Annotated in this window: 20 protein-coding genes and 1 riboswitch; of the genes, 12 read left to right on the forward strand and 8 right to left on the reverse strand. The window is 66.3% G+C overall.

Going from position 1 to position 25,075, the window contains the following annotated elements:
- Positions 1 to 108: 108 nt before the first annotated feature.
- Genes ACZ9YD_RS13975 through metX form a run of 3 tightly spaced genes read right to left on the reverse strand, consistent with a single transcriptional unit; the run spans position 109 to position 3,484 of the window.
- The gene (locus ACZ9YD_RS13975; RefSeq protein ID WP_465075870.1) at positions 109 to 1,197 is read right to left on the reverse strand and encodes a Rossmann-fold NAD(P)-binding domain-containing protein; all 1,089 of its coding nucleotides are present in this window, start codon (positions 1,195 to 1,197) and stop codon (positions 109 to 111) included.
- Positions 1,194 to 2,435, reverse strand: coding sequence for an O-succinylhomoserine (thiol)-lyase (locus tag ACZ9YD_RS13980; RefSeq protein ID WP_465075871.1), 1,242 nt, complete (start codon positions 2,433 to 2,435; stop codon positions 1,194 to 1,196). The genes ACZ9YD_RS13975 and ACZ9YD_RS13980 overlap by 4 nt, the downstream gene beginning before the upstream one ends.
- Positions 2,432 to 3,484 carry a homoserine O-succinyltransferase MetX gene (gene metX / locus ACZ9YD_RS13985; protein WP_465075872.1) on the reverse strand — a complete coding sequence of 351 codons (1,053 nt, stop codon included), beginning with the start codon at positions 3,482 to 3,484 and terminating at the stop codon, positions 2,432 to 2,434. Before metX ends, ACZ9YD_RS13980 begins: the two co-directional genes overlap by 4 nt.
- A 100-nt stretch (positions 3,485 to 3,584) precedes the next feature.
- Positions 3,585 to 3,713, reverse strand: a riboswitch (SAM riboswitch).
- A 114-nt stretch (positions 3,714 to 3,827) separates the two neighbouring features.
- Between metX and ACZ9YD_RS13990 the strand changes: the two genes are divergently transcribed.
- The 6 genes from ACZ9YD_RS13990 (at position 3,828) to ACZ9YD_RS14015 (ending at position 10,741) form a co-directional block, all read left to right on the forward strand.
- On the forward strand, positions 3,828 to 4,916 hold the full coding sequence (locus ACZ9YD_RS13990) for an NHL repeat-containing protein (RefSeq protein WP_465075873.1): 1,089 nt from the start codon (positions 3,828 to 3,830) through the stop codon (positions 4,914 to 4,916).
- A gap of 113 nt (positions 4,917 to 5,029) precedes the next feature.
- Entirely contained in the window at positions 5,030 to 5,839 is an 810-nt protein-coding gene (locus tag ACZ9YD_RS13995; protein WP_465075874.1) for a M23 family metallopeptidase, read from the forward strand.
- A 71-nt stretch (positions 5,840 to 5,910) separates the two neighbouring features.
- Positions 5,911 to 7,515 carry a peptide chain release factor 3 gene (locus ACZ9YD_RS14000; protein WP_465075875.1) on the forward strand — a complete coding sequence of 535 codons (1,605 nt, stop codon included), beginning with the start codon at positions 5,911 to 5,913 and terminating at the stop codon, positions 7,513 to 7,515.
- Between the two features lie 76 nt (positions 7,516 to 7,591).
- Positions 7,592 to 8,248 (forward strand): PAQR family membrane homeostasis protein TrhA, encoded by a 657-nt coding sequence (gene trhA / locus ACZ9YD_RS14005; RefSeq protein WP_232137108.1) that lies wholly within the window; start codon positions 7,592 to 7,594, stop codon positions 8,246 to 8,248.
- A gap of 56 nt (positions 8,249 to 8,304) precedes the next feature.
- Positions 8,305 to 8,697 carry a hypothetical protein gene (locus ACZ9YD_RS14010; protein ID WP_465075876.1) on the forward strand — a complete coding sequence of 131 codons (393 nt, stop codon included), beginning with the start codon at positions 8,305 to 8,307 and terminating at the stop codon, positions 8,695 to 8,697.
- Between the two features lie 73 nt (positions 8,698 to 8,770).
- Positions 8,771 to 10,741, forward strand: a complete 1,971-nt coding sequence (locus tag ACZ9YD_RS14015) for an AsmA family protein (RefSeq protein WP_465075878.1) — start codon at positions 8,771 to 8,773, stop codon at positions 10,739 to 10,741.
- A gap of 4 nt (positions 10,742 to 10,745) precedes the next feature.
- Here ACZ9YD_RS14015 and ACZ9YD_RS14020 read toward each other — a convergent pair whose 3' ends face one another.
- Positions 10,746 to 11,726 carry a glycosyltransferase family 2 protein gene (locus ACZ9YD_RS14020; RefSeq protein WP_465075879.1) on the reverse strand — a complete coding sequence of 327 codons (981 nt, stop codon included), beginning with the start codon at positions 11,724 to 11,726 and terminating at the stop codon, positions 10,746 to 10,748.
- On the reverse strand, positions 11,723 to 12,481 hold the full coding sequence (gene mtgA, locus ACZ9YD_RS14025; RefSeq protein WP_465075880.1) for a monofunctional biosynthetic peptidoglycan transglycosylase: 759 nt from the start codon (positions 12,479 to 12,481) through the stop codon (positions 11,723 to 11,725). Before mtgA ends, ACZ9YD_RS14020 begins: the two co-directional genes overlap by 4 nt.
- A 59-nt stretch (positions 12,482 to 12,540) precedes the next feature.
- Here mtgA and hslO point away from each other — a divergent pair, with 59 nt between their 5' ends.
- The 3 genes from hslO (at position 12,541) to ACZ9YD_RS14040 (ending at position 17,768) form a co-directional block, all read left to right on the forward strand.
- Positions 12,541 to 13,443: an Hsp33 family molecular chaperone HslO gene (hslO, locus tag ACZ9YD_RS14030; RefSeq protein ID WP_465075881.1), complete on the forward strand. Its 903-nt coding sequence runs from the start codon at positions 12,541 to 12,543 to the stop codon at positions 13,441 to 13,443.
- A 103-nt stretch (positions 13,444 to 13,546) separates the two neighbouring features.
- Complete coding sequence (locus tag ACZ9YD_RS14035) at positions 13,547 to 14,398, forward strand: XOO1806 family protein (RefSeq protein ID WP_465075882.1); 852 nt, start codon at positions 13,547 to 13,549, stop codon at positions 14,396 to 14,398.
- Positions 14,399 to 14,900: 502 nt separating this feature from the next.
- Positions 14,901 to 17,768 (forward strand): TonB-dependent receptor, encoded by a 2,868-nt coding sequence (locus ACZ9YD_RS14040; RefSeq protein WP_465075883.1) that lies wholly within the window; start codon positions 14,901 to 14,903, stop codon positions 17,766 to 17,768.
- Between the two features lie 404 nt (positions 17,769 to 18,172).
- Here ACZ9YD_RS14040 and ACZ9YD_RS14045 read toward each other — a convergent pair whose 3' ends face one another.
- Entirely contained in the window at positions 18,173 to 18,793 is a 621-nt protein-coding gene (locus ACZ9YD_RS14045) for a TetR/AcrR family transcriptional regulator (RefSeq protein ID WP_465075884.1), read from the reverse strand.
- 184 nt (positions 18,794 to 18,977) lie between these two features.
- On the opposite strand from ACZ9YD_RS14045, the gene ACZ9YD_RS14050 reads away from it, so the two are divergent.
- The 3 genes from ACZ9YD_RS14050 to ACZ9YD_RS14060 all read left to right on the forward strand — a co-directional run bounded on the left by ACZ9YD_RS14050 (position 18,978) and on the right by ACZ9YD_RS14060 (position 22,422).
- A complete protein-coding gene (locus ACZ9YD_RS14050) occupies positions 18,978 to 21,455 on the forward strand; it encodes an acyl-CoA dehydrogenase (protein ID WP_465075885.1) in 2,478 nt (825 codons plus the stop codon).
- A gap of 93 nt (positions 21,456 to 21,548) precedes the next feature.
- Entirely contained in the window at positions 21,549 to 22,028 is a 480-nt protein-coding gene (locus tag ACZ9YD_RS14055) for a hotdog fold domain-containing protein (protein WP_465075886.1), read from the forward strand.
- A gap of 70 nt (positions 22,029 to 22,098) precedes the next feature.
- Positions 22,099 to 22,422, forward strand: coding sequence for a hypothetical protein (locus tag ACZ9YD_RS14060; RefSeq protein WP_465075887.1), 324 nt, complete (start codon positions 22,099 to 22,101; stop codon positions 22,420 to 22,422).
- A 57-nt stretch (positions 22,423 to 22,479) separates the two neighbouring features.
- Here ACZ9YD_RS14060 and ACZ9YD_RS14065 read toward each other — a convergent pair whose 3' ends face one another.
- Together ACZ9YD_RS14065 and ACZ9YD_RS14070 are read right to left on the reverse strand one after the other, a co-directional pair.
- On the reverse strand, positions 22,480 to 23,616 hold the full coding sequence (locus ACZ9YD_RS14065) for an NAD-dependent epimerase/dehydratase family protein (protein WP_465075889.1): 1,137 nt from the start codon (positions 23,614 to 23,616) through the stop codon (positions 22,480 to 22,482).
- Positions 23,600 to 24,967 (reverse strand): NTP/NDP exchange transporter, encoded by a 1,368-nt coding sequence (locus ACZ9YD_RS14070; RefSeq protein WP_465075890.1) that lies wholly within the window; start codon positions 24,965 to 24,967, stop codon positions 23,600 to 23,602. The genes ACZ9YD_RS14065 and ACZ9YD_RS14070 overlap by 17 nt, the downstream gene beginning before the upstream one ends.
- Positions 24,968 to 25,075: the final 108 nt, after the last annotated feature.

The following is a 25,075-nucleotide window of genomic DNA, read 5'->3' on the forward strand; positions in this document are numbered from 1 at the left end:
TTGCGCGATGCAGGTAGCGTCGCGCGGCACCTGATGCCGCCGCCGTAGGTCGCACAGCCTCGGGCGCGGACGCGCGCCGCGGCAGACACCACGCTCCAGGGTCCGCGCTCAGCCCACCTGCGCGTGGACGATCGCCAGCACGTCGTCGAGCAATGCCGCCGCGGTGACGTCAGCGCCCGCACCCGGCCCCTGGATCACCAGCGGCTGCGCACTGTAGCGATCGCTGTGGATCGCGACGCGGTTGTCGGTGCCGTTGCCCGCGCACAGCGGATGGTCGACCGGCAACGCGCGCAGTCCCACGCGTGCGCCGTCGGCGTCGAAACGCCCGACGAAACACAGACGCTCACCCTTTGCGGCGGCCTCCGCACGACGTGCTTCGAGCGTGTCGTCGAGTGCGGCCAGCGCCTGATCGACGTCCGCATCCGCGGCGCGCGCGAGCACGTCGGGCACCAGCGATTCGACAACGACTTCGTGCGCGGGCAATGCGATGCCGGCGGCGCGCGCGAGGATCAGCAACTTGCGGCGCACATCCTCGCCCGACAGATCGACGCGCGGATCCGGCTCGGTATAACCCGCCGCACTCGCCTGGCGCACCAGCGCGGAGAACGGCTGGCTGCCGTCGTGATGCGAGAACAGCCAGGCCAGCGAGCCCGACAGCACGCCCTCGATCGCGTGGATGCGATCGCCGCCGTCGATCAGCGCGCGCAGGCTGCGCAACAGCGGCAGGCCCGCGCCGACCGTCGCACTGTCGCCATAGCGGCCGCCGATCGCGCGCGCATCGCCGATCGACAATGCGCGGCCGAGATCGCCGCCGGTGCCCAGCTTGTTTGCGGTGACCACGTGCACGCCACGGGTCAGCCATTCGGGATGCCAGTCGGCGACCGTTTCGCTCGCGGTCGCGTCGACGATGATGTCGCCCGGCTTCGGGCTTTCGCCTTCCGCCCACGGCGGGAATCCGGCGCGCCGACGCGCCGCGGCGCGGGCCTGCGCGAGCGCGGCGTGCAGATCGTCGCCACCGCCGACCTGGGTGCGCGAATTGCACAGCCACGCTACTTCCGGCAGCGCCACGCCCTGCGCGGCGAGTCGCGCATAGCGTTCGACGAACGCCGAGCCGACCGTGCCGGTGCCCAGCAAGGCAAGACGCGCAGGACGCGGTTGCGCGCGGCGCCCCTGCCGCAACTGCACGACGGTACTCATGCTTCGACGCCTGCGCGGGACGGGCGCGTGGCCGCGTCCAGCACGCTCACGACGCGGGCGAGGCCGGCCTCGATGTCGATCAGCAGATCGTCCAGCGCTTCGATGCCGACCGACAGGCGCAGCAGACCGTCGGAAATGCCGGCCGCAGCGCGCGCCGCCGGCGTCATCGCCGCGTGCGTCATCGTCGCCGGATGCGCGATCAGGCTTTCCACACCGCCCAGCGATTCCGCCAGGGTGAACTGCTGGAGGCCGGCGACGAATGCGCGCACCACATCTTCCTGCGCCACACCCGGCGCGCCGGCGAGTTCAAACGACAGCATCGCGCCGAAGCCCGACTGCTGGCGCGCGGCAATCGCATGGCCCGGATGATCGACCAGCCCCGGATAGTGGACGCGTGCGACCGCCGGATGGGCGTCGAGCAGCGCGACCACGCCGGCCGTGTTTTCCTGATGCACGCGCAGGCGCGCATCCAGCGTGCGCAGGCCGCGCAGGGTCAGGAAGCTGTCGAACGGCGAGCCGGTGATACCCAGCGCATTCGCCCACCACGCGAGCTGCGCATGCAGTTCGGCGTCGCGCGCAATCACCGCGCCGCCGACGACATCGCTGTGGCCGTTGATGTACTTGGTGGTCGAATGCAGCACGACATCGGCGCCGAATTCGATCGGGCGCTGCAGCGCCGGCGACAGGAAGGTGTTGTCGACCACTGCCAGCGCGCCGGCCCGATGCGCGGCCTCGATGACGAAGCGCAGGTCGGTGATGCGCAGCAGCGGATTGGACGGGGTCTCCACCAGCACCAGCTTGGGCTGCTTCGCCAGAGCGTCGGCGAGGCTGCGCGGATCGGTGAGATCGGCGGTGACGAGCTCGAAGTGACCCTTGCGAGCCAGCGCATCGAACAAACGCCAGCTGCCGCCATAGGCATCGTGCGGCACCACCAGACGATCGCCGGGCTCGAGCAGCGCATTGAGCACCAGGGTGATCGCGGCCATGCCGGTCGGCGTGATCACACCGCCCGCGCCGCCTTCGAGTTCGGCCAGCGCCTCGCCGAGCAGATCCCGCGTGGGATTGCCGCTGCGGGTGTAGTCGTACTGCCGCTTCTCACCGAAGCCGGCGAAGCTGAAGTTGCTGGACAGCACGATCGGCGGCGTCACCGCGCCGTAGGCCGGATCGCGGTCGATGCCGGCGCGCACGGCGCGGGTCGCGGGCTGACAGGCGGCGTCGGTCGGGGCGTGGATGCTCATGCGGGGTCTCCGGAAGTGGGGGCACGCAGCGCGGTCGCGAGCAGTGCATCGATGCGGTCGGTTTCTTTGAGGAAGGCGTCGTGGCCATACGGCGAGCGCAGCACGCGCAGCTGGCCGTTCGGTCCCAGCCCTTCGAGCAGCGTCACCGCATCGGCCAGCGGGACGAGGCGGTCGCCTTCGACGGCGACGACGGTCGTCGGCACGCGGATGTCGCGCGGATCGACGCGGTGCAGATCGATGGATTCCGACAGGCGCAGCCACGCGGTGACCGGCGTGTGCGAGACGTAGCGCGCACCGGCGGCGTCGAGATAGTCCTCAGCAGCGACGCGCACGCGGCCGTTGACGATCTCGGGCGCGGCATCGAAACGCTCAGCGAATTCTTCCGGCGTGCGATAGCTGAGCATTGCGAACTGGCGCGCCAGCGACAGGCCCTGCGCATCGGCGCATTGCAACTGGCCCAGCGCGACCGCCTGCCGCTGCAGCGCGCGCCATGCAGCGGCATAGGGATGCGCGCGATGCGCACCGCTGACCGCGACCAGCCGCTGCACGCGGTCCGCATGACGCGCCGCGAACTGCAGGCCGACCAGTGCGCCGTAGGAATAGCCGACGAAGGCGTGCAGGCGGGCGATGCCCAGCGCGTCGAGCAGCGCGGCGATCGCGTCGGCCTGGTCGGTGGTGTCGATCGGCGCATCGAGCGCACCGTCGGCGCCGACGAAATCGAAGGCCAGCAGGCGCAGCTGCGTCGAATCGAGCGTGCGGCCCGGTGCGACCAGACCTTCCAGCCAGCCGGCTTCGGCATGCGCGGCGTTCGCAGCCAGATGCCGGTGCGCGGAGATCCCACCGGCGACGAACACCACTGGCGCCGATGCCGGGCCCTGCAGCTGATACCGCAGCGTGACGGGGCGCATGCCGGCATGCCGGGTGGCGAGCTGCACGTCGAGGCTGCCGCGCGTGACGTCGTGCGCGATCGGCGCATCGGCAGCGAGCACGTGCACGTACGCCGCGTCGGGCGTGGGTTCGGGGCGGTAGGCGGTGTCGACGAGACTCATGGCACGGGATTCCGGATGGACTGGGCCATCGCGTCTCGCGGGAATCACCGGAAGTCGCCTGTCGGCGGAATACAACATCGGCGCGAACGCCGATACGGCATCACCATCTTCCGGTGGACACACAGGTCCCCGCAGGACTTGGCACCGCGATGGACGCCGCGCGAAGCGCGGATCCCATCAGGTTGCCCCGGCATCAAAGGGCCTGCCCCTCCGCCGGTCTCGATGGAGCGTGCAGGTTGCCAGCGTCGTTTCTGGATGTCAATCGCTTCATCCGGATATAGCGATGGACTATTTCAAGTGCAACCGCTGACGCGTGTGGCTCGGGCCTCGGCATAATCCGTCGATGCGCATCGTCTTTCTGATCGCGGCCGCCATGCTGGCCGGCTGCACCACTGTCCCCACGCGGCCCCTCGTATCCACCGACGCCATGGCGACGATCGATCGACCCGTGATCGTCGAAGCCTGGCGCTCGTCCGCACACGCCGATGACGAGCTGGATTCGCTGGCCACGTGGCCAACACCCGAGGCCGGCACCTGGCTGATCGCCACAGCCAAGCGCACCCATCAATTGCGCGTATTCGATGCCGACACCGGCGCGATGCTGCGCACCGTCGGCGACCGCGGGGCCATGCCCGGCCAGTTCGACCGGCCCAATGGCGTCGCCGTGCACGGCGATCTGGTGTTCGTTGCCGAGCGCGACAACCATCGCGTGCAGGTGCTGTCGCTTCCCGACTTTGCACCGCTGGCGACGTTCGGCGCCGACGAGCTCCGCAGCCCCTATGGCCTGTGGATCCACGAAGCCGCGCCGGGCACGTTGGAGGTCTACGTCACCGACAGCTTCATGGACGGCGACGACCACAAACAGGTGCCGGATTTCGCCAGCCTCGACCAGCGCGTGCGTCGCTACCGGTTCGAGTCGCACGACGGCGGCTCGCCACACGTCACCGCGCTCGGCAGCTTCGGCGCCACGGATGCGCAGACAGCGCTGCGTATCGTCGAATCGATCGCCGGTGACGCCGCCCACGATCAGCTGCTGATCGCCGACGAGGATCTGCGCCACAACGCGACGGTGCGGGTCTACACGCTCGAAGGTGCGTACGCCGGTCGTGCATTACCGGCCGGCACGTTCGACGGCGAACCAGAAGGCATCGCGCTGTGGTCGTGCAGTGTCGACGGCGGTTACTGGATCGTCGCCGACCAGTTGCGTCCGCGCACCGTGTTCCGCGTGTTCGACCGCACGCACCTGACGCCGGCCGGCAGCTTCATCGGCGCCCACGTCGCCGCGACCGACGGCGTCGCGTTGCATCCCTCGCCTACCGCGCGTTTCCCGGCCGGCGCGCTGTTCGCTGTCGACGATGACGCCTCGGTGGTCGCGTTCGATCTGCGCGCGGTCGCGACCGCGCTGCAGCTTGATCCCGACTGCAGCCGCTGAACCCGCAGATGCGCAGGCGTCGACCGCACACGGCACTCGCGCTGCTTGCGCTATGCGCAGCCGGTTTCGCGTTCGCGCAAACCCCATCCAGCGGCAGCTGGCCCCGGATGACGATGCCTCCGCCCGCGCCTTCGTACGAGGCCGACACCGGATCGCCCCGGGGCCCCAGCGTCGAACTCGAACTGCGCCCGCGCTTCGGCGGCACCGAGGCGATCGCGATCAACCATCTGGCTGGGCCGGTGGAAGTAATGCTGCTGGCCGACGGTCCTCCGCCAATCTCCACGCCGCCCCTTCCGGCACGCGTCACCGTGCCGGGTGGCAGCCGCCTCGTGGTGGCGCAATTGCAGGAGAGCGCCGCAGGCACGCGTCTGCGGCTCGTGGCCATCCCCGGTCTGCCGAACGTACGTGCGCGCCATGTCGAATACCTCTACCCGCTGCGCGACGCGCCCGTGAGGATCGCCCAGGGCTTCGGCGGCGGCTTCAGTCACGCCGACGACGAAAACCGGCACGCGGTCGATTTCGCGGTGCCAGCCGGCACGCCGGTCCTGGCCGCGCGCGACGGTGTCGTGATGCAGGTCGAGTCCGCGGCAACCGCACGTCTCGATCCGCGCGTCGCGTTCGATCCCGCCGATGACCGCGTCCGCGGCAACTTCATCCGCGTCCTCCACGACGACGGCACGATGGCGCTCTACGCGCATCTGCAGCAGGGCGGCGTGGTCGTCGTGCCCGGCGCGCGCGTATTGCGCGGCACGATCATCGGTTTCTCAGGCAACACCGGCCTGAGCGCCGCGCCGCATCTGCATTTCGTCGTCCAGTCCAACCGCGGTATGCGGCTCGAATCACTGCCGTTCCGGATGGCCGGGCCGAACGGCCCGCTGCGCTTCGGACAGGTGCATGCCGAGGCGGACCCGGCCCGGCCCTGAGCCCGCCGCACGGCGTCGTATAATCGGCGGCTTCCCGATTCCAGCCTGCGCGCACCCGCGCGGCCGCCCGCATGTCCGATATCGCCTCCGAAAGTTCCCGCCGCCGCACGTTCGCGATCATTTCGCATCCCGACGCCGGCAAGACTACGCTGACCGAAAAACTGCTGCTGTTCGGCGGTGCGATCCAGATGGCCGGCTCGGTCAAAGGTCGCAAGGCCGCACGCCATGCGACATCCGACTGGATGGCGCTGGAGAAGGAGCGCGGCATCTCGGTGACCAGTTCGGTGATGCAGTTCCCCTACGAGGGCCGCGTCGTCAATCTGCTCGACACGCCCGGCCACGCCGACTTCGGCGAGGACACCTATCGCGTGCTGACCGCCGTCGACTCGGCGCTGATGGTGATCGACGTCGCCAAGGGCGTCGAGGAACGTACGATCAAGCTGATGGAAGTCTGCCGGCTGCGCGACACGCCGATCATGACGTTCATCAACAAGCTCGACCGCGAGGGCAAGGACCCGATCGACCTGCTCGATGAAGTCGAAACCGTGCTCGGCATCCAGTGCGCACCGGTCACCTGGCCGATCGGCATGGGCCAGCGCCTCAAGGGCGTGGTGCATCTGGTGACCGGCGAAGTGCATCTGTACGAGCCGGGCCGCAACTTCACCCGCCAGGATTCGACGATCTTCCCGTCGATCGATTCGCCGGGCCTGAGCGACAAGATCGGCGAGAAGATGCTGGCCGATCTGCGCGACGAACTGGAACTGGTGCAGGGCGCCAGCCATCCCTTCGATCTCGACGCCTACCGCGCCGGCAAGCAGACGCCGGTGTTCTTCGGCTCGGGCGTCAACAACTTCGGCGTACAGCCGCTGCTGGACTTCTTCGTCGACCACGCGCCGCCGCCGCAGGTGCGCGAAACGACGACGCGCGAAGTCGCGCCGCAGGAAGACAAGCTCACCGGCTTCGTGTTCAAGATCCAGGCGAACATGGACCCGATGCACCGCGACCGCGTGGCGTTCATGCGCGTGTGTTCGGGCCGGTTCGAGGCGGGCATGAAAGCCTTCCACCCGCGCACCGGCAAGCCGCTCAAGCTCGCCAACGCGCTGACCTTCATGGCCTCTGACCGCGAGATCGCCGCCGAGGCGTATCCCGGCGATGTCATCGGCATCCACAACCACGGCACGATCTCGATCGGTGACACCTTCACCGAAGGCGAGAACATCGCCTTCACCGGCATTCCGAACTTCGCGCCCGAGCTCTTCCGCCGCGCGCGCCTGCGCGATCCGCTGAAGCTCAAGCAATTGCAGAAGGGGCTGGCGCAGCTTTCGGAAGAAGGCGCCACCCAGTTCTTCAAGCCGCTGATGAGCAACGACCTGATCCTCGGCGCGGTCGGCGTGCTGCAGTTCGACGTCGTCGCGTATCGGCTGAAGGACGAATACGGCGTCGACGCGAGCTTCGAAGCGGTGCAGGTCAATACAGCCCGCTGGATCCGCTGCAAGGACGCGAAGACGCTCGAGGCGTTCCGCGACAAGCACGCGATGAATCTGGCCTATGACGCCGCCGATCAGCTGGTGTATCTGGCCCCGACCCGGGTGAACCTGCAACTGGCCCAGGAGCGCGCGGAAGGTGTCGAGTTCCTCGCCACACGCGAGCACGCGCATGCGGTGTCGGTGGACTGATCCACGCCGCGATCTCTGACAGGACACGGGCGCGCGGTCATACTTCGCGGCAGTCCAATCCCCCAGCCGGACGTTGATGACCACCGCCCCGCCCCGTTCGCTCCGCGCGAAGCGTGAAGAGTTTGCCAGCGCCCTGACCCACGGTCTCGGCGCGACTGCCGCGCTCGCCGGCGGTGCGGTCCTGATCACCTTGGCCGCGCTCTACGGCAACGGCTGGCAGCTCGGCGCATCGATCGTGTTCGGCGTCTCGCTGCTGCTGCTGTATCTGGCCTCCACGCTGTACCACGCGGTCGAACATCCGGTGGCCAAGGGCCGTCTGAAAGTGTTCGACCACTGCGCGATCTATCTGCTGATCGCCGGCACCTATACGCCCTTTACGCTGATCGGCCTGCGCGGCACGCTGGGCTGGTGGCTGTTCGGCATCATCTGGACGCTGGCGCTGGCGGGCGTGGTGTTCAAGCTGTTCTACACCGGCCGCTTCCGCGGTCTGTCGACGGCGATCTACGTCGCGATGGGCTGGCTGGTGGTGATCGCGATCGGCCCGGTCGCCGCTGCGCTCGATACCTGGACGCTGAGCTGGATCATCGCCGGCGGCGTGTTCTACACGGCCGGCACCTTCTTCTACATGCGCGATTCGATTCCCTACGCGCATGCGATCTGGCACCTGTTCTGCATCGGCGGCAGCGTCTGCCATTACGTGGCCGTGCTGGCCCAGGTCGTGCCGGCGCGTTGATCGCCGGCGCGCGCGTCGCGACAATCGACCGGTCGTTGTCCCCGCAGGAGGTCCACATGCGATCCGTCCCGATGTTGCCCGCTCTCGCCCTTGTCACGTTGGCGGCCTGCTCCGCCGAACCGCCTGCCCCGCCTGCACCCGTGGCCGCGCCCACGCCGCCGCCCGCGACGCCTGCGCCCGCGCCGGAAACCGTCACGGCCGCCTACGACTGCCCGACGGCCGCCGTCGTCGAGATCATCCGTGAAGGTCGCTTCGCCCGGCTGCGCATGACCGATGGCCGCATCGTCAATCTCGGCGTGATCCGCGGCAGCCAGCCGCCGGTCTGGTCGGAAGTCGGCCTGCGTTTCGTCACCACCGATGACGGCGCCGAGCTGTCGCAGGACAACGGCCGTACCGTGCGCTGCACCGAAACCGCACTGCCGAACTCGGGACCCGCGGACGCGTCGTGATGCCGAACCGCAACGGAACATTCACTCGCAGTTGACCGCAGCGCGTCGATGGTGGGGCTGAACAAGGCCCCCCATGACGACCACGCCCACACCTCACACATCGCCCCGTCCACGCTTCCGGCGATTCGCATCGTCGCGACCGCTGCGCATCACCGCGCTCGTGCTTCTGGTGGCGATCGTGCTGCTAGTGCTGCTCTGGGACTGGAACTGGTTCAAGGGGCCGGTGGAGCGCATCGTCGAAGCCCGCACGGGCCGCGCACTGGTGATCGGCGGCGATCTCGATGTCGATCTGGGCCGCACGACCACCGTCCGCGCTGACGCCTTGCGGTTTGCGAATGCAGACTGGTCCGAGTCACAGACGATGGCCTCGGTCGAGCGGCTGGTGATCAAGGTCGAGGTCTTCCCGCTGCTGTTCAAGCGCGAAGTGCGGCTGCCCGAAATCCGGCTGGTGAAACCGATCCTGCGCCTGGAGACCAATCCCGAGGGCGGTACCGGTAACTGGGACATCGCGTTCGGTGGCGGTGGAGATGGCCCGCCGCCGCAGATCCGTCGCCTGTGGGTCGAAGACGGCCGTCTGCGCTATCTCGATGTGCCGGGCCAGACTGATATCGACGTGCGTCTGGCCAGCCGCGAATCGCGCGGCGGTGAAGATGCCGCGCCGGCGATCGGAATCGAAGGCGGCGGCAGCTGGACGAATAACCGGTTCACGCTGGAAGGCGTGGCCGAATCACCTCTTGCGTTACAGGACACCGACAAGCCCTATCGCATCGATCTGCGTGCACGCGCCGGTGCCACGCGCGCCCATGTGCGCGGTTCGCTGGTCGCGCCGTTCCAGCTGCGCGACTTCGATCTGCAGTTCGCACTGTCGGGACGCAACCTCGCCGATCTGTTTCCGCTCGTCGGCGTCGCTCTGCCCGACACGCCGCCCTATGCGCTCGACGGCCGCCTGACCCGCGACGCGGCCACGTGGCACTACGACGGCTTCACCGGCAAAGTCGGCCAGAGCGATCTCGGCGGTTCCGCCGCGATCACGCTCGGCGGCGAACGTCCGTTCCTGAAGGCCGATCTGGTCTCCAAGCGCCTCGACTTCGACGATCTCGCCGGCTTCATTGGCGGCACGCCGGACGTGGAAGGCGACGCGCTCGACCCCGAACTCGTCGAACGCGAACGCGCGCTCGTTGCCAAGGGCCGCGTCCTGCCCGATACCCCGTACGACCTCGCAAAACTTCGGGCGATGGACGCCGACGTGCGTCTGCGCGCGCAGCGCATCAATGCGCCGAAGCTGCCGATCGACGACATGGACGCGCATCTCAAGCTCGATGCCGGTCTGCTGCAGCTCGAACCGCTGAACTTCGGCGTGGCCGGCGGCAACATCCGTTCCAACATCCGTCTCGACGCGCGTCAGGATGTCATCCATACCCGACTGCAGGCATCGGTGCGTCGTATCACCCTCGGCGGGCTGTTCCCGCCCGATACGCTCGCCGGCGAAGCCGTCGGCCGGATCGGCGGTGATTTCAATCTCGCCGGCACCGGCAATTCGGTCGCGGCGATGCTGGGCAGCGCGAACGGCGACGTCGCAGTCGGCATGGGCGCCGGACGAGTCAGCAACCTGCTGGTCGAGCTGGCCGGTATCGATGTCTACGAGACACTGAAATATCTGATCGGCAACGACAAGCAGATTCCTGTGCGTTGCGCCTTCGCTGACTTCGGCGTGCAGCGCGGCGTGATGGAAAGCCGCGCGTTCGCGTTCGACACCACCGACACCATCATCCTCGGCGAAGGCACCATCAATCTGCGCGAGGAACAACTGGATCTACTGCTGCGTCCGCGCCCCAAGGACCGCAGCATTCTTGCGCTGCGTACGCCTTTGACGATCGGCGGCACGTTCGCATCGCCGAGCTTCCGACCCGATCTCGCGCGTCTGGGCCTGCGCGGCGCCATCGCACTCGCGCTCGGTTCGATCGCGCCGCCGGCCGCACTGCTCGCGACGCTGGAACTGGGCGGCGGCGAAGACAGCGGTTGCGGCGGGCCTTACGCCAAGTAGACGATCAGACGTCGGACAGCCGGTGCAACGCGCCCGGTCCGGGCGCCGGGTGCCAGGCGCTCACCAGATAGAGCGGGCGCTGCTTCGATTCTTCGTACAGGCGTCCCAGGTACTCGCCGATCACGCCCAGCGCGACCAGTTGCACCGCGCCCAGGAACAGGATCACCGCCATCATCGTCGGCCAGCCGGCAACGCGGTCGCCGTACATCAAGGCCTTGCCGATCACGTACAGCGCGAATGCGAACGCGCCGCAGGCCGTGAACACGCCGATGTAGGTCGCTAGCCGCAGGGGGGCGGTGGAAAAACTCGTCACCCCATCGAGCGCGAAATTCCACAGGCGCCAGAAGCCGAACTTGGTGTGTCCGGCAATCCGCTGCTCGCGCGCGTACGGCACGGCGATGCGGTTGAACCCGATCCAGCCGAAGAGCCCCTTCATGAAGCGGTGCCGCTCCCGCAACTGTCGTAGACCATCAAGCGCGCGCGGCGACAGCAGGCGGTAATCGCCGGTGTCAGCCGGCACCGGCGTCTTCGCGAGCCGCTGGATGACGCGATAGAACACGTGTGCGGTCGACCGCTTGAGCCAGCTCTCGCCCTCGCGGCTCAGCCGCGTGCCGTGTACGTCGTCGTAGCCGTTGCGCCAGTGCGCGACGAACTGCGGAATCAGTTCCGGCGGATCCTGGCCATCGGCATCGAGGATCATCGCCGCGCCTTCGGTCACCATGTCGAGGCCCGCGGTCAGCGCGACTTCCTTGCCGAAATTGCGCGACAGCCGCAGCAGCGCCACGCGTGCGTCGCCCGCCGCGATGCCCTGCAGGACCTGCCAGGTCGCGTCGCCACTGCCGTCGTCGACGTACAGCACACGCGTTTCGATGCCATCCGCGGCAAGCGTCTCCATGACCGCGGCGATGCGCGGATGCAGGACCGGCAACGCATGCGCTTCGTCGAACGCGGCGACGACGATGGTCAGTCGATCGTGCGCACTCACTTAAGCCCCTCCAGATAGGACTCGCCGCCGATCTGGCGCGCGTTGCGCTGGATCCACTGCGCGCGTCGCTGTACATACGGGCCGGGCCGCGAGGCGCTGTAGCGCTGCGGACTCGGCAGCACCGCCGCCAGTCGCGCGCTTTCGCTGGCACTCAGTTGCGCCGCGTCCTTGCCAAAGTGACGCTTCGCCGCCGCCTGCGCGCCGTAGATGCCGTCACCGAACTCGGCCACGTTGACGTAGACCTCCAGAATCCGTGTCTTCGGCCACAGCGTTTCGATCAGCAGCGTGTAGTACGCCTCCAGGCCCTTGCGCACCCAGCTGCGTCCGCCCCACAGGAACAGGTTCTTCGCGGTCTGCTGGCTGATCGTGCTGGCGCCACGCATGCGTCCGCCGCTCGCGTTGTGTGCGCGCGCTTTTTCGATCGCGTCCAGATCGAAGCCGCGATGCTTGGCGAAATTCTGGTCCTCGGCCGCGATCACCGAGACCGGCAGCGAAGACGCAATGCGATCGAGATCGCGCCATTGATAATAGAGACTGAAATCGCGCTCACCGCCGGTCCAGGCCTCGGCCTGGCGAATCGCCATGAACGTCGAGAACGGCGGATTGATGAAACGCAATGCAAGGACCTGCAGCACCGGCAGCACGGCGAGCAGGACGCCCAGCCATATCAGCCGGCGCAGCCAGCGACGAGCGAACGAGGGGCGTGCTTGCGGGACGGCAGTGCCGTCCCCATGTCGGAGAGCCGGTTGTTCCATGGCGGCCACTCTATCGGTCGCCCTCGACGCCGCCAATCGAAATCCTTTTGCGAGCCGACATGACCGACATCGCCCAGCCCGACAGCGACCGCCTGTCCCGCTTCCTGCTGCAGACCGCCGGCGTGCGCGGCGTGCGGGTCCATCTGCGTGAGGCCTGGCAGGCCGTGCGCGCCAATGGCCCCTACCCGCCGGCGATCGAAGAGATGCTGGGAGAAGCCTGCGTGGCGTCGGCGCTTTTCACCGGCCACGCCAAGGTCGATGGCCGCCTGTCGGTGCAACTGCGCGCGCCGGGCCCGATGCGCACGCTGTTCGCCGAATGCACCGCCGCCGGCACGATCCGCGGCATCGCCCGCTTCGACGGCGATGGCGCTGACGTTTCGCGCGATCTGCGCGCACTGGGCGACGACGCGCTTCTGGCGATCACGATCGAAAATCCGTCGCCGCATCGCGAGCCCAATCGCTACCAGGGCCTGGTCGCGCTGGCGGCCGAATCGCTGTCGGGCGCGTTCGAGGACTATTTCCGCCAGTCGGAGCAGCTGCCCACGCGCGTCCTGCTGGCGGTCGATGGCGACGAGGCCGCAGGTCTGATGCTGCAGAAGTTGCCGGGTGACGACGGTGACGACGACGGCTGGAATCGCGCCAGCCTCCTGTTTGACACCCTCTCGACGGCAGAACTGCTTCGATGGCCCACCGAAACGCTGCTGTCGCGCCTGTTCCCGGACGATGCGCCGCAGTTGCTCGGAGAACGACCGCTCGCATTTGGCTGCTCGTGCTCCAGGGGTCGCGTCGAGGAAATGCTGGTGTCGCTCGGAGCCGAGGAAGCTCGGGCTGCGGTGGTGGATGGGGAGGCCAAGGTGATCTGCGAGTTCTGTGGTCAGAACTACGGATTCAGTGCCGAAGAGATTGATCAGCTTCTCGAAACACCCGAGGTTGATGTCGAAGTGTCGGAGCGGTTGCAGTAACGGCATCCGGTCACTTCGTGCGATTGTTAAAGAAATATAAATGTTCTAGAGTCTGGATCGAACGATAGAGGAACTTCCGGGCTGGGCCCGGGTCACAACGGCCATGCGATTGCCTGTCACGCGCCTCGTACTTGCCCTCGGTCTCGCCCTCGCGGCGGCCTCGGGCGCCGCTGCTCAGGAAAAACGCAACCAGACCGTGCTGCCCGTGCTCGATACGTCCGGCAAGGTCGAGGCCTTTCTCGTCCTCGAACCCGCCACCGCCAGCCAATCGAGCCGCAGTTGGCGCTTCGGCGAGAGCCAATTCGACGCCGCATTCGGCCTTGAGTCCGGTAGTTCCCTCGCCCTGCTCTGCAGCCCCGGCAGCAGCTTCAACGGTGCGGTCAGCAGCCTGGCGCGCAATTGCCAGCTGGCCTCAGTCGGCGACAGCACCCCCGGTGCACGGCGCGCGAGCGCCACGGCGAGCATCAGCCGCCCCGGCGGCGGAGTCGGCCTGACGTTCGGCGAAGGCCGGGACACCCTGCCCGGCTTCCTCAGCCCATCGCGGGCGGGCTCGGCCGGCCAGGTCGATCTCCACGACCTCACCGTCTTCGCCAAGAAAGATATCGGCGACGACGCTTATGTATCGCTCGCCGGCACCCTGGCCAAGGCCACGCTGATTCCTACATCGGCAGCCCCCGCCATGATCAGCGACCACTGGACCAGCCGCAGCCTCAGCGTGGGCGGTGGCATCGGTCGTTTCAGCGCCAACATCGTTGGCCAGGTCGTCGACACCCCCGGCCTGCCGAAATGGGAAGGCGTCGGCCTCGGCGTCAGCTGGCGCACCCCGTGGAGCGGCCAGCTCACAGTCGGCGCCGACAACGTGATCACCCGCGGCAAGAACCCGTTTTCGAAGATGACCGAGAACGCGGACGACGAAGGCGCGGTGCCGTATATCCGGTACCAGCAGGATCTTTGACTGTCCAGAAAGTGGCGCCGCCCTTTTGCGGCCTCATCAGCACGCAACGCTCGCGCGCCGTGGTAGTCGGGTTTGACAAACTTGAGCCTCGCTTCAGCCTTGGCGCCCAGACCTGAGGACTACAAACCTCTGCGATGCTTTTGCGCGGAGCGAGCCAGAGCACAAATTCGTTGCTCGAATATTCAGATCGACGTCGTCTCGCTGCCCTGCGGCGCGTCATCGCGAGACGTCTACTCGTCAAATTACTAACCAGAGATGTCTTTAGCGCGCAGCTAATTGCATCTCCAGCCCTTTGTCCCTCAAGTGCCCGCTCGGCACATTGGCAGTTGCAGGCCTGAAAGGTCGATTTGGTGCACACGCAGGATGTCGTCCTTAACGACACTTTAATTTCTTTCAAGATCGGTCTAGTATCGGCCCGACCTTGCCGAGTTTGGCGATAATTTTTACCCACTCGGCCGGTTATTTTGGGGAAATCCCGAGACTCACTTGGAGAGAGAGACAGATGAAGTTCAAGACCACCCAGCTGCGCGAGGCGATTACTTTCGCACTCATCGCAGGCGCCACAAGTGCGGCGGGCACCGGTGTCGCAGTCGCCCAGAGCCAGCAGGAAGCCACCACTCTCGACCGCATTGAAGTGACAGGTTCGCGCATTCGCTCCGTGGACGCCGAATCTTCGCAGCCAGTGCTAGTGCTGGACCGTGCTGCGATCGAAAAGCAAGGCCTCACCTCCGTGGCGGAAGTGCTGCAGCGCATCTCCGCTAACGGCTCCAACATCAACCGCACGTTCAATAACGGCGGCGATGGCTCGTCTACCGTTTCGCTGCGCAACCTCGGCGCGTCGCGCACCTTGGTACTGGTTGATGGCCGTCGCTGGGTCCAAGGCTTGGGCGGTTCCGTCGATCTCAACACCATTCCATCGGCGATGATCGAGCGCATCGAAGTTCTGAAAGACGGCGCCTCCTCGATTTATGGTTCTGATGCCATCGCCGGCGTCGTGAACATCATCACCCGTCGCGATTACGAGGGCGCTGAAGCGCGCGTCTATTACGGCCAGTTCAGTCAGGGTGACGGTGAGCGCGCGGCGGTCGAAGCGACGCTCGGTGCAGGCAACGATCGCAGCAATGTCGTAATCAGCCTGTCGCGCGTCGAAGAGAAGGAAGTGAGCGCCGGTGACCGTGCAATCTCTCGCGTTCCGTCTTTCCGGCGCGACCCGGTGGGTTTCAGCGGCTTCAGCAGCAACGGTCGTATCTGGAACAACGGTGTGGACCCGGACAATGTCGGCGGCCCGGGCAGCAATTCGATTGTTATCCGTCCAGGTGCAACGGGTACAGGCTCCGCTAACGACCCCCGTTATGCGCTGGGAGAGTTCCAGCCGTTCGCAGCGGGTCAAGACGCCTACAACTTCGCGGCAGACAACTACCTTCTGACGCCCCAGACACGTACCTCGCTGTACATGAAGGGTCGCCACGAAATCACGGACAACCTGAGCTTCGTGGCAGACGCGCTTTACAACGAACGGCGTTCGGAGCAGCAGCTCGCAGGCTTCCCGCTCAACGGCGGCGTCAGCAACAACGACTTCATGAGTGGCGACAGCTACTACAACCCGTACAACACGCTGTACGGCGGTGATGGTCGCGACGTGGCGTGGAGCCACCGCCTTACCGAGCAGGATCGTGTCTACCAGCAGAACGTCAAGACGTTCCATGTCTATGCAGGTATCGAAGGCAACTTCGAGTTCGCGGATCGCTTCTTCAACTGGGATGTGGGCTACAACTTCAACAGGTCCGATCAGGAAGACGCGCAAATCGGCGACGTGAACGTCCTGAACGTCCGCGCAGGCGTGGGTCCGTCCGAGCTCCGCGACGGCCGCGTCGTCTGCGTCGACGCCCCGGGCGGCAACATCATCGACGGCTGCGTTCCATTCAACCCGCTCTCGCCTGCTGGCGGCGTGACGCAGGAAATGCTGGATTACCTGCTGTTCACTGCACAGGATGCTTTCCAAGGTCGCAGCGAGTCGTTCACCGCAAATATCAGCGGCGAAATCGTCCAACTGCCGGGCGGCATGATGGGGTTCGCTGCCGGCGTCGAGTCGCGCAAGGAAAGCGGCTTCGATCGTCCCGACGCATTCGTCGCCGCTGGATTCACCTCGGGAAATTCGCGCCAGCCGACGTCGGGTGCCTACGACCTCGACGAAATCTATGCCGAGTTGCTGATCCCGGTGCTTGCTGATGTGACGGGCGCCGATCTCCTTGAGTTCAGCCTCGCCTCTCGCTACTCCGACTACAGCAACTTCGGTGATACCACCAACAGCAAGGCTGGCTTCAAGTGGAAGCCGGTGGAATCGCTGCTGGTTCGCGGTAACTGGGCGGAAGGCTTCCGTGCACCCCCGATCTCAACTCTCTTCGGTGGGCAGAGCGATTCGTTCATTAACTTCGGCGACATCTGCTCGGAGGACTTCTCCGGTCGCACGGCAACCATCGCCGCCAACTGTGCCGCCGCAGGTGCCCCCGTCGGATTCATCCAGCAGACCAACGCTGGCTTCGGGTACGACGGCCAGACCCTGTATCCGTTCCAGGTGGGTGGAAATCCCAACGTCGGCCCCGAGGAATCGATCAGCAAGACGCTAGGACTGGTCTTCAGCCCCTCGTTCGTGGAAAACCTGAACCTCTCACTGGACTGGTGGAGCATCAAGATCGAAAATGCGATCACCACGCTCCCGACCGCCTTCATCGTCGAACAGTGCTATGCGGCTGGCGATCAGGCGCTGTGTGACCTCATCACGCGTCGCAGTGAAGACTTCCAGATCGGCAACATCGCCTTGACCCCGCAGAACCTCAGCGTGGTCAATGTGGAGGGCTACGATTTCAACGTGAGCTATCGCATGCCGGAAACGGAGTACGGCAGCTTCGGCATCACCTTGGACACGTCCTATGTCTCCAAGTACGAGCAGCAGACCACCGCTGCTTCGGAAGTGGAACAGTTCACGGGCCGCTATCTGGATCGTGATCCGTACTGGCGCCTTCGTGGCAACGTGTCGCTCGACTGGCAGATGGGTGATTTCGGCGCGACGTTCAGCAGCCGCTACTTCTCCAGCCTCGTCGAGCCCTGCGCATTCGGCCCGTCCGTCTGCTCGGATCCCGATCGCAGGATCGCAACGGGTCCCGCGCCGCGCAACAAGCTGGGTGCGACGACCTATCACGATGCGCAGGTGCGCTACAACCTGCCCTGGGACGGCACGATCAAGGCTGGCGTAACCAACCTGTTCGACAAGGAGCCGCCGGTCAGCTACACGACCTTCGCTAACTCCTTCGACCCGCAGTACGACGTCCCCGGCCGCTTCATGTACATGGAGTACATCCAGCGTTTCTGATGATCGATCAAGCGTAAGATCTCCTACGGCTCCGCAAGGGGCCGTAGTTGTTTATGGAATTCGCAACTCGGGCACGCAATCCAATTCAACCGTGTTTAGACGATGAGCCGAGCATGAACATCGAAACTCCGACACGACCGCCGGCCAGCCGTCGCAAATTCGTTCGTAAAGCGCACGGCCGACGATCCTGACAGCACGCGCTGTTCTTCGATATCGCTGAGAAACATCAGCCAAACAGGGATACAGCCCGGTGGAATCATATGCTGCAGACGCGTTCCGCACGAATTCTTCGAACCGTTGCCGGCCCACAGGAGGCTTCGGAAGAATGATTTCAACGGCCAGAGCCGCAGTGCTCCACCCAAGATCTGCATTTGGTGACTCCCGAGCTGCATCCTCGGTCTTGTTCAGGCGGGAACCAGCGTCAACGCCAGATGCTCCACGTAGGCGTCGAATTCCTCCTGCTGCATGCGCGCCTGGTGCAGTTGCAGGTTGAGCTGCAGAAAGCCCACATAGGCGGCATACGTCAGACGCGACCGGTGCTGCGCGTCTTCGCGGCCGAGGCCGGCCTGACGGAACGAGGCCGTCAGGTAATCGAGGCGGCGCTTGGAGACACGTTCGATCACCGGGTGGACCGTCGGGTGGTCCTGCGCCTTGAGCAACGCGCTGTAGATCACGTGCGACTTGTATTCGCGCGCGACCATATGGAACAGCGCGCGCAGACGTTCCCGCGCATCCGGCACCTTTTCCAGCGCACCGAACAGCGCCTCCTGCTCGACGTTCTCCCAGCGCTCGAGCGCGGCCTGCAGCAATGCATCGCGCGACGGGAAGTGCCAGTAGAAGCTGCCCTTGGTCACGCCAAGTCGGCGCGCCAGCGGCTCGACCGCCACGGCCTGCACGCCTGTTTCGGCGATCAGGTCCAGCGCGGCCTGGGCCCAGTCGTCGGCGCTCAGGCGACTTGGACGTTCGACGGGAGACGCGTCACCCGACTGGGCGGTCACCGCGGATTTCGGGGCAGGTCTACTCATTGCGACAGTCTATCCATACGCATCCATCCGCAACAGTATCGACACGCCGGACACAGGCCGACAGGCAGCATTGACACCACCGGAAACCCTGACCATACTCGACCGTACGGTTAGCATCGGGATCCGCCCGTGCAGCCGGCCCAGCGCCGGCCCCGTCTCTGTAATGCGTTTGCCGGAGTTGATGATGAGCGTCGCGATCCCCTTTCTCGCCTTCCTGCTGGTGGGTGCCTTCGCCGCCTACCACCGTCTTCGTCTTGTCTACTGGGCGGCGATCACGGTCACTGTGCTGCTTGCCTGCTGGCTGCTCGGCGCCAATGGCGTGGCCACGGTCATCGCCGCGCTGCTGGTGGTCGCCATTGCGTTGCCGCTGCTGATTCCGTCGGTACGCAAGTCGCTGATCACGACGCCGCTGCTGAAGTTCTTCCGCAAGGTGCTGCCGCCGCTGTCGCAGACCGAGCGCATCGCGCTGGAAACCGGCTCGGTCGGGTTCGAGGGCGAACTGTTCACCGGCGATCCCGACTGGCAGAAGCTGCTCGACTATCCGAAGCCGCAGCTCACCGCCGAAGAGCAGGCATTCCTCGACGGCCCCGTCGAAGAGCTCTGCAGCATGATCAACGACTGGGAGATCACCCACGTCCACGCCGATCTGCCGCCGGAACTGTGGGATTACATCAAGGCCAACAGGTTCTTCGGCATGATCATTCCGAAGGAATACGGCGGCCTCGGGTTCTCGGCGCTGGCGCACCACAAGGTGATCCAGAAGCTGGCGTCGATGTCGAGCGTGGTCAGTTCGACGGTGGGCGTGCCGAATTCGCTCGGCCCGGGCGAACTGCTCAACCATTACGGCACCAAGGAACAGAAGGAGCATTACCTGCCGCGCCTCGCGATCGGCCAGGAAGTGCCCTGCTTCGGCCTGACCGGTCCTTTCGCGGGTTCCGACGCCACTTCGATTCCCGACTACGGCATTGTCTGCAAGGGCGAGTGGAACGGCGCGAACGTACTCGGCGTGCGTCTGACCTTCGACAAGCGCTACATCACGCTCGCACCCGTGGCGACGCTGGTGGGCCTCGCGTTCCGCATGTACGACCCGGACGGCCTGATCGGCGACACCAATGACATCGGCATTACGCTGGCGCTGCTGCCGCGCGAGACGCCTGGCGTTGAAATCGGACGCCGTCATTTCCCGCTCAACTCGCCGTTCCAGAACGGCCCGATCCACGGCAAGGATGTCTTCATCCCGTTGAGCCAGTTGATCGGTGGCGCGGAGATGGCGGGCAAGGGCTGGAACATGCTCAACGAGTGCCTCGCTGTGGGCCGCTCGATCACCCTGCCCTCCACCGCCTCGGGCGGCGCGAAGGCCGGCGCGGTCGTGACCGGCGCCTACGCGCGCATCCGCAAGCAGTTCGGCCTGTCGGTCGGCCGCTTCGAAGGCGTCGAAGAAGCGCTTGCCCGTATCGGTGGCAAGGCCTACGCGATCAGCGCGCTGTCGCAGGCGACTGCGGCGGCGGTCGACCGCGGCGACGTGCCGTCGGTGCCGTCGGCGATCGCCAAGTACCACTGCACCTCGATGAGCCGCGAAGTCATCAGCGATGTCATGGACGTCGTCGGCGGCAAGGGCATCATCCTCGGCCCGAAGAACTTCGCCGGCCGCAGCTGGCAGGCGGCGCCGATCGCGATCACCGTCGAAGGCGCGAACATCATGACGCGCAGCCTGCTGATCTTCGGCCAGGGCGCGATCCTCTGCCATCCGTGGGTCATGAAGGAAATGAAGGCGGCGCAGGATCCCGACACGCAGCGCGGGCTGGAAGAGTTCGACCGCAACCTGTTCGGCCACATCGGCTTCGCGATTTCCAACGCCGTGCGTTCATTCTGGTTCGGCCTGACCGGCGCGAAGATCGGCGCGGCGCCCGGTGACGCGTACACCCGCCGTTATTTCCGCAAGCTGGATCGCTACTCCGCGAATCTCGCATTGATGGCCGACGTGTCGATGCTGACGCTCGGCGGCAAGCTGAAGTTCAAGGAATCGCTGTCGGGTCGTCTGGGCGATGTGCTGAGCCATGTCTACATGACCAGCGCGATGCTCAAGCGCTACCACGACGAAGGTGCACCGCAGGCCGACCAGCCGCTGCTGGCGTGGGCCTTCCACGACAGCGTGCACAAGATCGAACTCGCGCTCTCGGCGGCGCTGCGCAACTTCCCGATCCGTCCGGTCGGCTGGCTGATGTGGTTGCTGATCTTCCCGTGGGGCCGTCGTGCCGAGGCGCCGGGCGATCGTCTGTCGCGTCGCGTCGCCGCGCTGCTGATGGCGCCGAACGAAGCGCGTTCGCGTCTGGCCGAGGGTGTGTTTATGACGCCCTGCGAGAACAATCCGGGCGGTCGCATCGACAGCTATCTGGCCAAGGCGATCGCGGCCGAGCCGGTCGAGCGCAAGTTCCTCAAGGCCATGAAGAGCAAGGGCATCGAGGCGCTTGATTACGACGCGCAATTGGACGAAGCGGTGCGCGAAGGCCACATCACAGTCGAAGAGCGCGCGTTGCTGGTCGAGTTGCGCGAGCTCACGCTGGATGCGATCACCGTTGATGACTTCGACACCGAGGAACTGCGTTCGGCGGGCTATCGCGCGCCGACGCAGCCGTCGAGCGAGTCGCGCGAAGCGGCCTGAGCGACACGCGTGACGTAACACCGACAACGGCGGGCCAGTCCCGCCGTTGTCGTATCCGGCATTCCGGTTTTCACCCCAGATTGGGAGCATGCGATGACCGCCCCACTGCTGACGTTGCGCAATCGGCTCATCCGCTGGCCGGGCGGCGCCTGGCTGTTCGGCTTCCTCGTGTGTCGCAAGGCGCCCTACTTCGCCAGTATTGCGCCGCGCATCACTGCGCTACGCGTCGGCCACGGCGAGGCGAGGATGTGCCACCGTCGCGCGGTGACCAACCACATCGGCACCGTGCATGCGATCGCCCTGTGCAACCTGGCCGAACTGATCGGCGGCCTGACGACGGACGTCAGGATTCCTGCGTCTATGCGCTGGATTCCCAAAGGCATGACCGTCGAATATCTGAAGAAGGCCGTCGGCACTATGACCGCCACGGCGACGCCTGCGGTCCAACCGGTCGTGTTTGAAGCGGGCTATGCCTTGCCGGTCGACGTGGTCATCCGCGATCCCGCCGGCGATGCCGTATTCCGCGCACAGATCGCGATGTGGGTCTCACCGCGCGCCGCGCGCAGCGGCTGAGCACGCGCAGATGCGGACCGCATCCGATTGGTTGATTCTCTTTTGCGGTCTGCACAGCGCAGCGTTTGCGTTGTTCCACCTCCGATTCTGGCGGCTGTTCGACTGGCCGCGCACGCTGCAGACGACGACGCGGCCCAATCGCGCAATCGTGCAGATCGCGAACGCACAACTGGTGTGGGTGTTCGGCGCTATCGCCCTGCTCTGCTTCGTGATGCCCGGCGACCTGGACAACATCCCGCTCGGAAGGGCGGTGCTGGCCGGCATGGCCGGCTTCTGGTGGCTGCGGCTGGTGCTGCAGTTCGTCTGGCTGCGCCTGCAGCACCCGCTGGTGCATGCGTTGAGCGCGACATTCCTGATCGGCGCGCTGCTGTTCACGGTGGCCGCGCTGCGCTGAGCGCGCGGAGCACGATTCGCTGCCAGCATCCATCACGCGCAGATTGGAAGCGGAAGATCAGCCGTTATGCGCGTGCCACGCCGCCAGCACGTCGGCCTCGCGTTGTGGCGTCAGTCCTGCCTTGCATGCGGCGCGGCGTTCGGCCGGCTGCGCGCGCCACCAGGCCAGCGTGTCGCGCACGGTGTCGTCGATCGGACGGTGGGTGAGCCCGGCCGCGATCGCACGATCGACGCGCGTTCTGCCGAAGCCGGCGTACTCCCCCGCAGGTGCGATCCAGACCGGCATGTCGGACCACGCTTTCACGCTACGTGCCTCGAGAAAATCCGCGGGCAACCACGTCAGCCGTGCATCCGGTGCGCCGCCGGCCGCCTTCGCCCGCTGCACGCAGCTGTCGAGCAGACGCCCCATATCGAGCGTCCCGGGCGTCGCATCTGCGTTGAACACACCGGTCGTGTCCTGTTCGATCAGCTGCAACAGGAACGCCGCCAGATCACGCGCGTCGATGCACTGGGTCGGATTGTCGGGGGCGCCTGGCGCTGCGATCTCGCCACCACGATCGGCGCGTGCCGGCCAGTACGTGAAACGGTCGGTCGGATCGCCGGGACCGACGATCAGCCCCGGCCGTACGACCGAAGTGCGGCCCGGCAAGGCAGCCTGCGCGGCGCGCTCGCAGGCCGCCTTGAGCCCGCCGTAGGTCTCGCCGGTGATCGTGCGTGTGGACGGGTCGTCGAGCGTCGCGACCGCACTGTCCTCGTCGTTGGCGATGTCGTTGCGCACGTAGACCGAGATCGACGAGATGATCTGGTAGTGGGCGACGCGCCCGGCCAGCAATGCCGCACTGCGCGCAACGTCGTCGGGAAAATACGCCGAGGTATCGAGCACCGCGTCCCAGCGGCGGTCGCCTTCGAGCGCTGCGAGATCATCCTTGCGGTCGCCGCGCAGCTGTTCGATGCCGGCCAGCGGCGTCCCATCGAATCGCTGCGGATTGCTGCGGCCGCGGTTGAACAGGGTCAGGGTGTGGCCGCGCGCATGCGCGCGTTCGACGAAGTGCGGGCCGAGGAACCCCGTGCCGCCCAGGATCAGCAGTTGCAGCGGACGCGCGGCGCGTCCGGCCGATGCGAAGACGGACGCAGGCAACGCCGCGAGCGCCGCGGCGCTCAGGCTGTGGGCGAGGAACTCACGACGGCTTGCCATGACTGTGCTCCGGAGTCCGGACAGGCGCCGGCTGTTCCGGGAGCCTGCGCTCGGCGCGGATCACCCGCCATGCGCCGAAGGTCATGCCCAGCGCGATGCCGATGCCGGCCACGAACACCAGCTGCGAGCCCAGCACCGACAGCGCCTTGTGCACCCAGACGAAGGTCACGTCGCCGCCGCGGTAGACCGCGGTGTCGATGACCGCCTTCGCCTTGTAACGCGACTCGCGGCTCACCCGGGTATAGAGCGTCTCGCGCGCCGGTTTGGCCAGCGAGAACTCGCTGGCGCGGGTCATCACCTGCACCGTCGCGATCAGCAGCGGCAGTGGCGAAGCCGACAGCAGCGCGAACCCGATCAGGATTGCGACCGCCGGCAGCAGCAGAAGCGGCGCCACGCCGTAGCGGCGCAGCAGCCAGCGCGTCAGCAGCAGCTGCACCAGGATCGTCAGGCTGGCCACCGCCCAGTCGATCATCGAGTAGTAACGCGTCGCCGCTTCGGCGGTGGGGTACAGGCGTCGCACGATCGCGGCCTGCTCGTTGTAGAGCAGCGTGCCCACGCCCACGCCGAAGAACATCAGCAGCGCCAGACCGCGCAGCAGGGGATCGGCGGCGATGAGCTTGAGGCCGGCCCAGATCGAACCGCCGATCGCCTGCTCGCCCTGCTCGGCGCGTGTGGCCTCGTTGCGCCGCGCCCAGCTGCGCAGCTTGAGGATGCACAGCAGGCACACACAGAGAAAGCCGACCGACACCAGCGTCAGGTTCGCCACACCGATCCGGCCGACCAGCATCGTCGTGATGAACGGCCCGACAAAGGCGCCTATCGTGCCGCCCGCACCGATGTAGCCGTAGTAGCGCTTGGCGTGTTCGTTGTCGAACACGTCGGCCATGAAGCTCCAGAACACCGTCACCGCGAACAGGTTGAAGACCGCGATCCAGATGAAGAACAGCGCGCCGCGCCCCGAAAGATTCGTATCGAACGCCCAGCGAAAACCCAGCAGACAGACGATAAAGATCAGATACACCACCGGCAGGAATACCCGGCGCGGGAAGCGCGACACCAGTGCGCCATACAGGGGCTGCAGCAGCAGCATCACCACGAAGGTGCCGCTGAAGAGCGCCTGCAACGTGAAGTCGCCCAGCGCGATACCGCGCGCCGCGGCCCAGTCCAGCAGGAAAGACGGAAACACTGCCGATGCATCAGACGATGCGCCCATCGCATCGCGCACCGGTCGCAGCACGTAATAGCCGCACAGCAGGCAGAAGAAATACAGCAGCGCCCACCACAGTGGCGGCGACTCCGCCAGCGCGGCGCGCAGCCGCGGGCGTGGCGGCGTCATGACGGGGGGGCGCATGGCGGGCTCCTGGCGGACGCGGCACGTTAACGCAACACCATGACGGCGACCAGCACATCGCCGGCACGGTCCGGTGCGCGGAGCATATGCTCTAGCCCCCTTGCCTAC

Source organism: Luteimonas sp. AC640a (assembly GCF_979256585.1).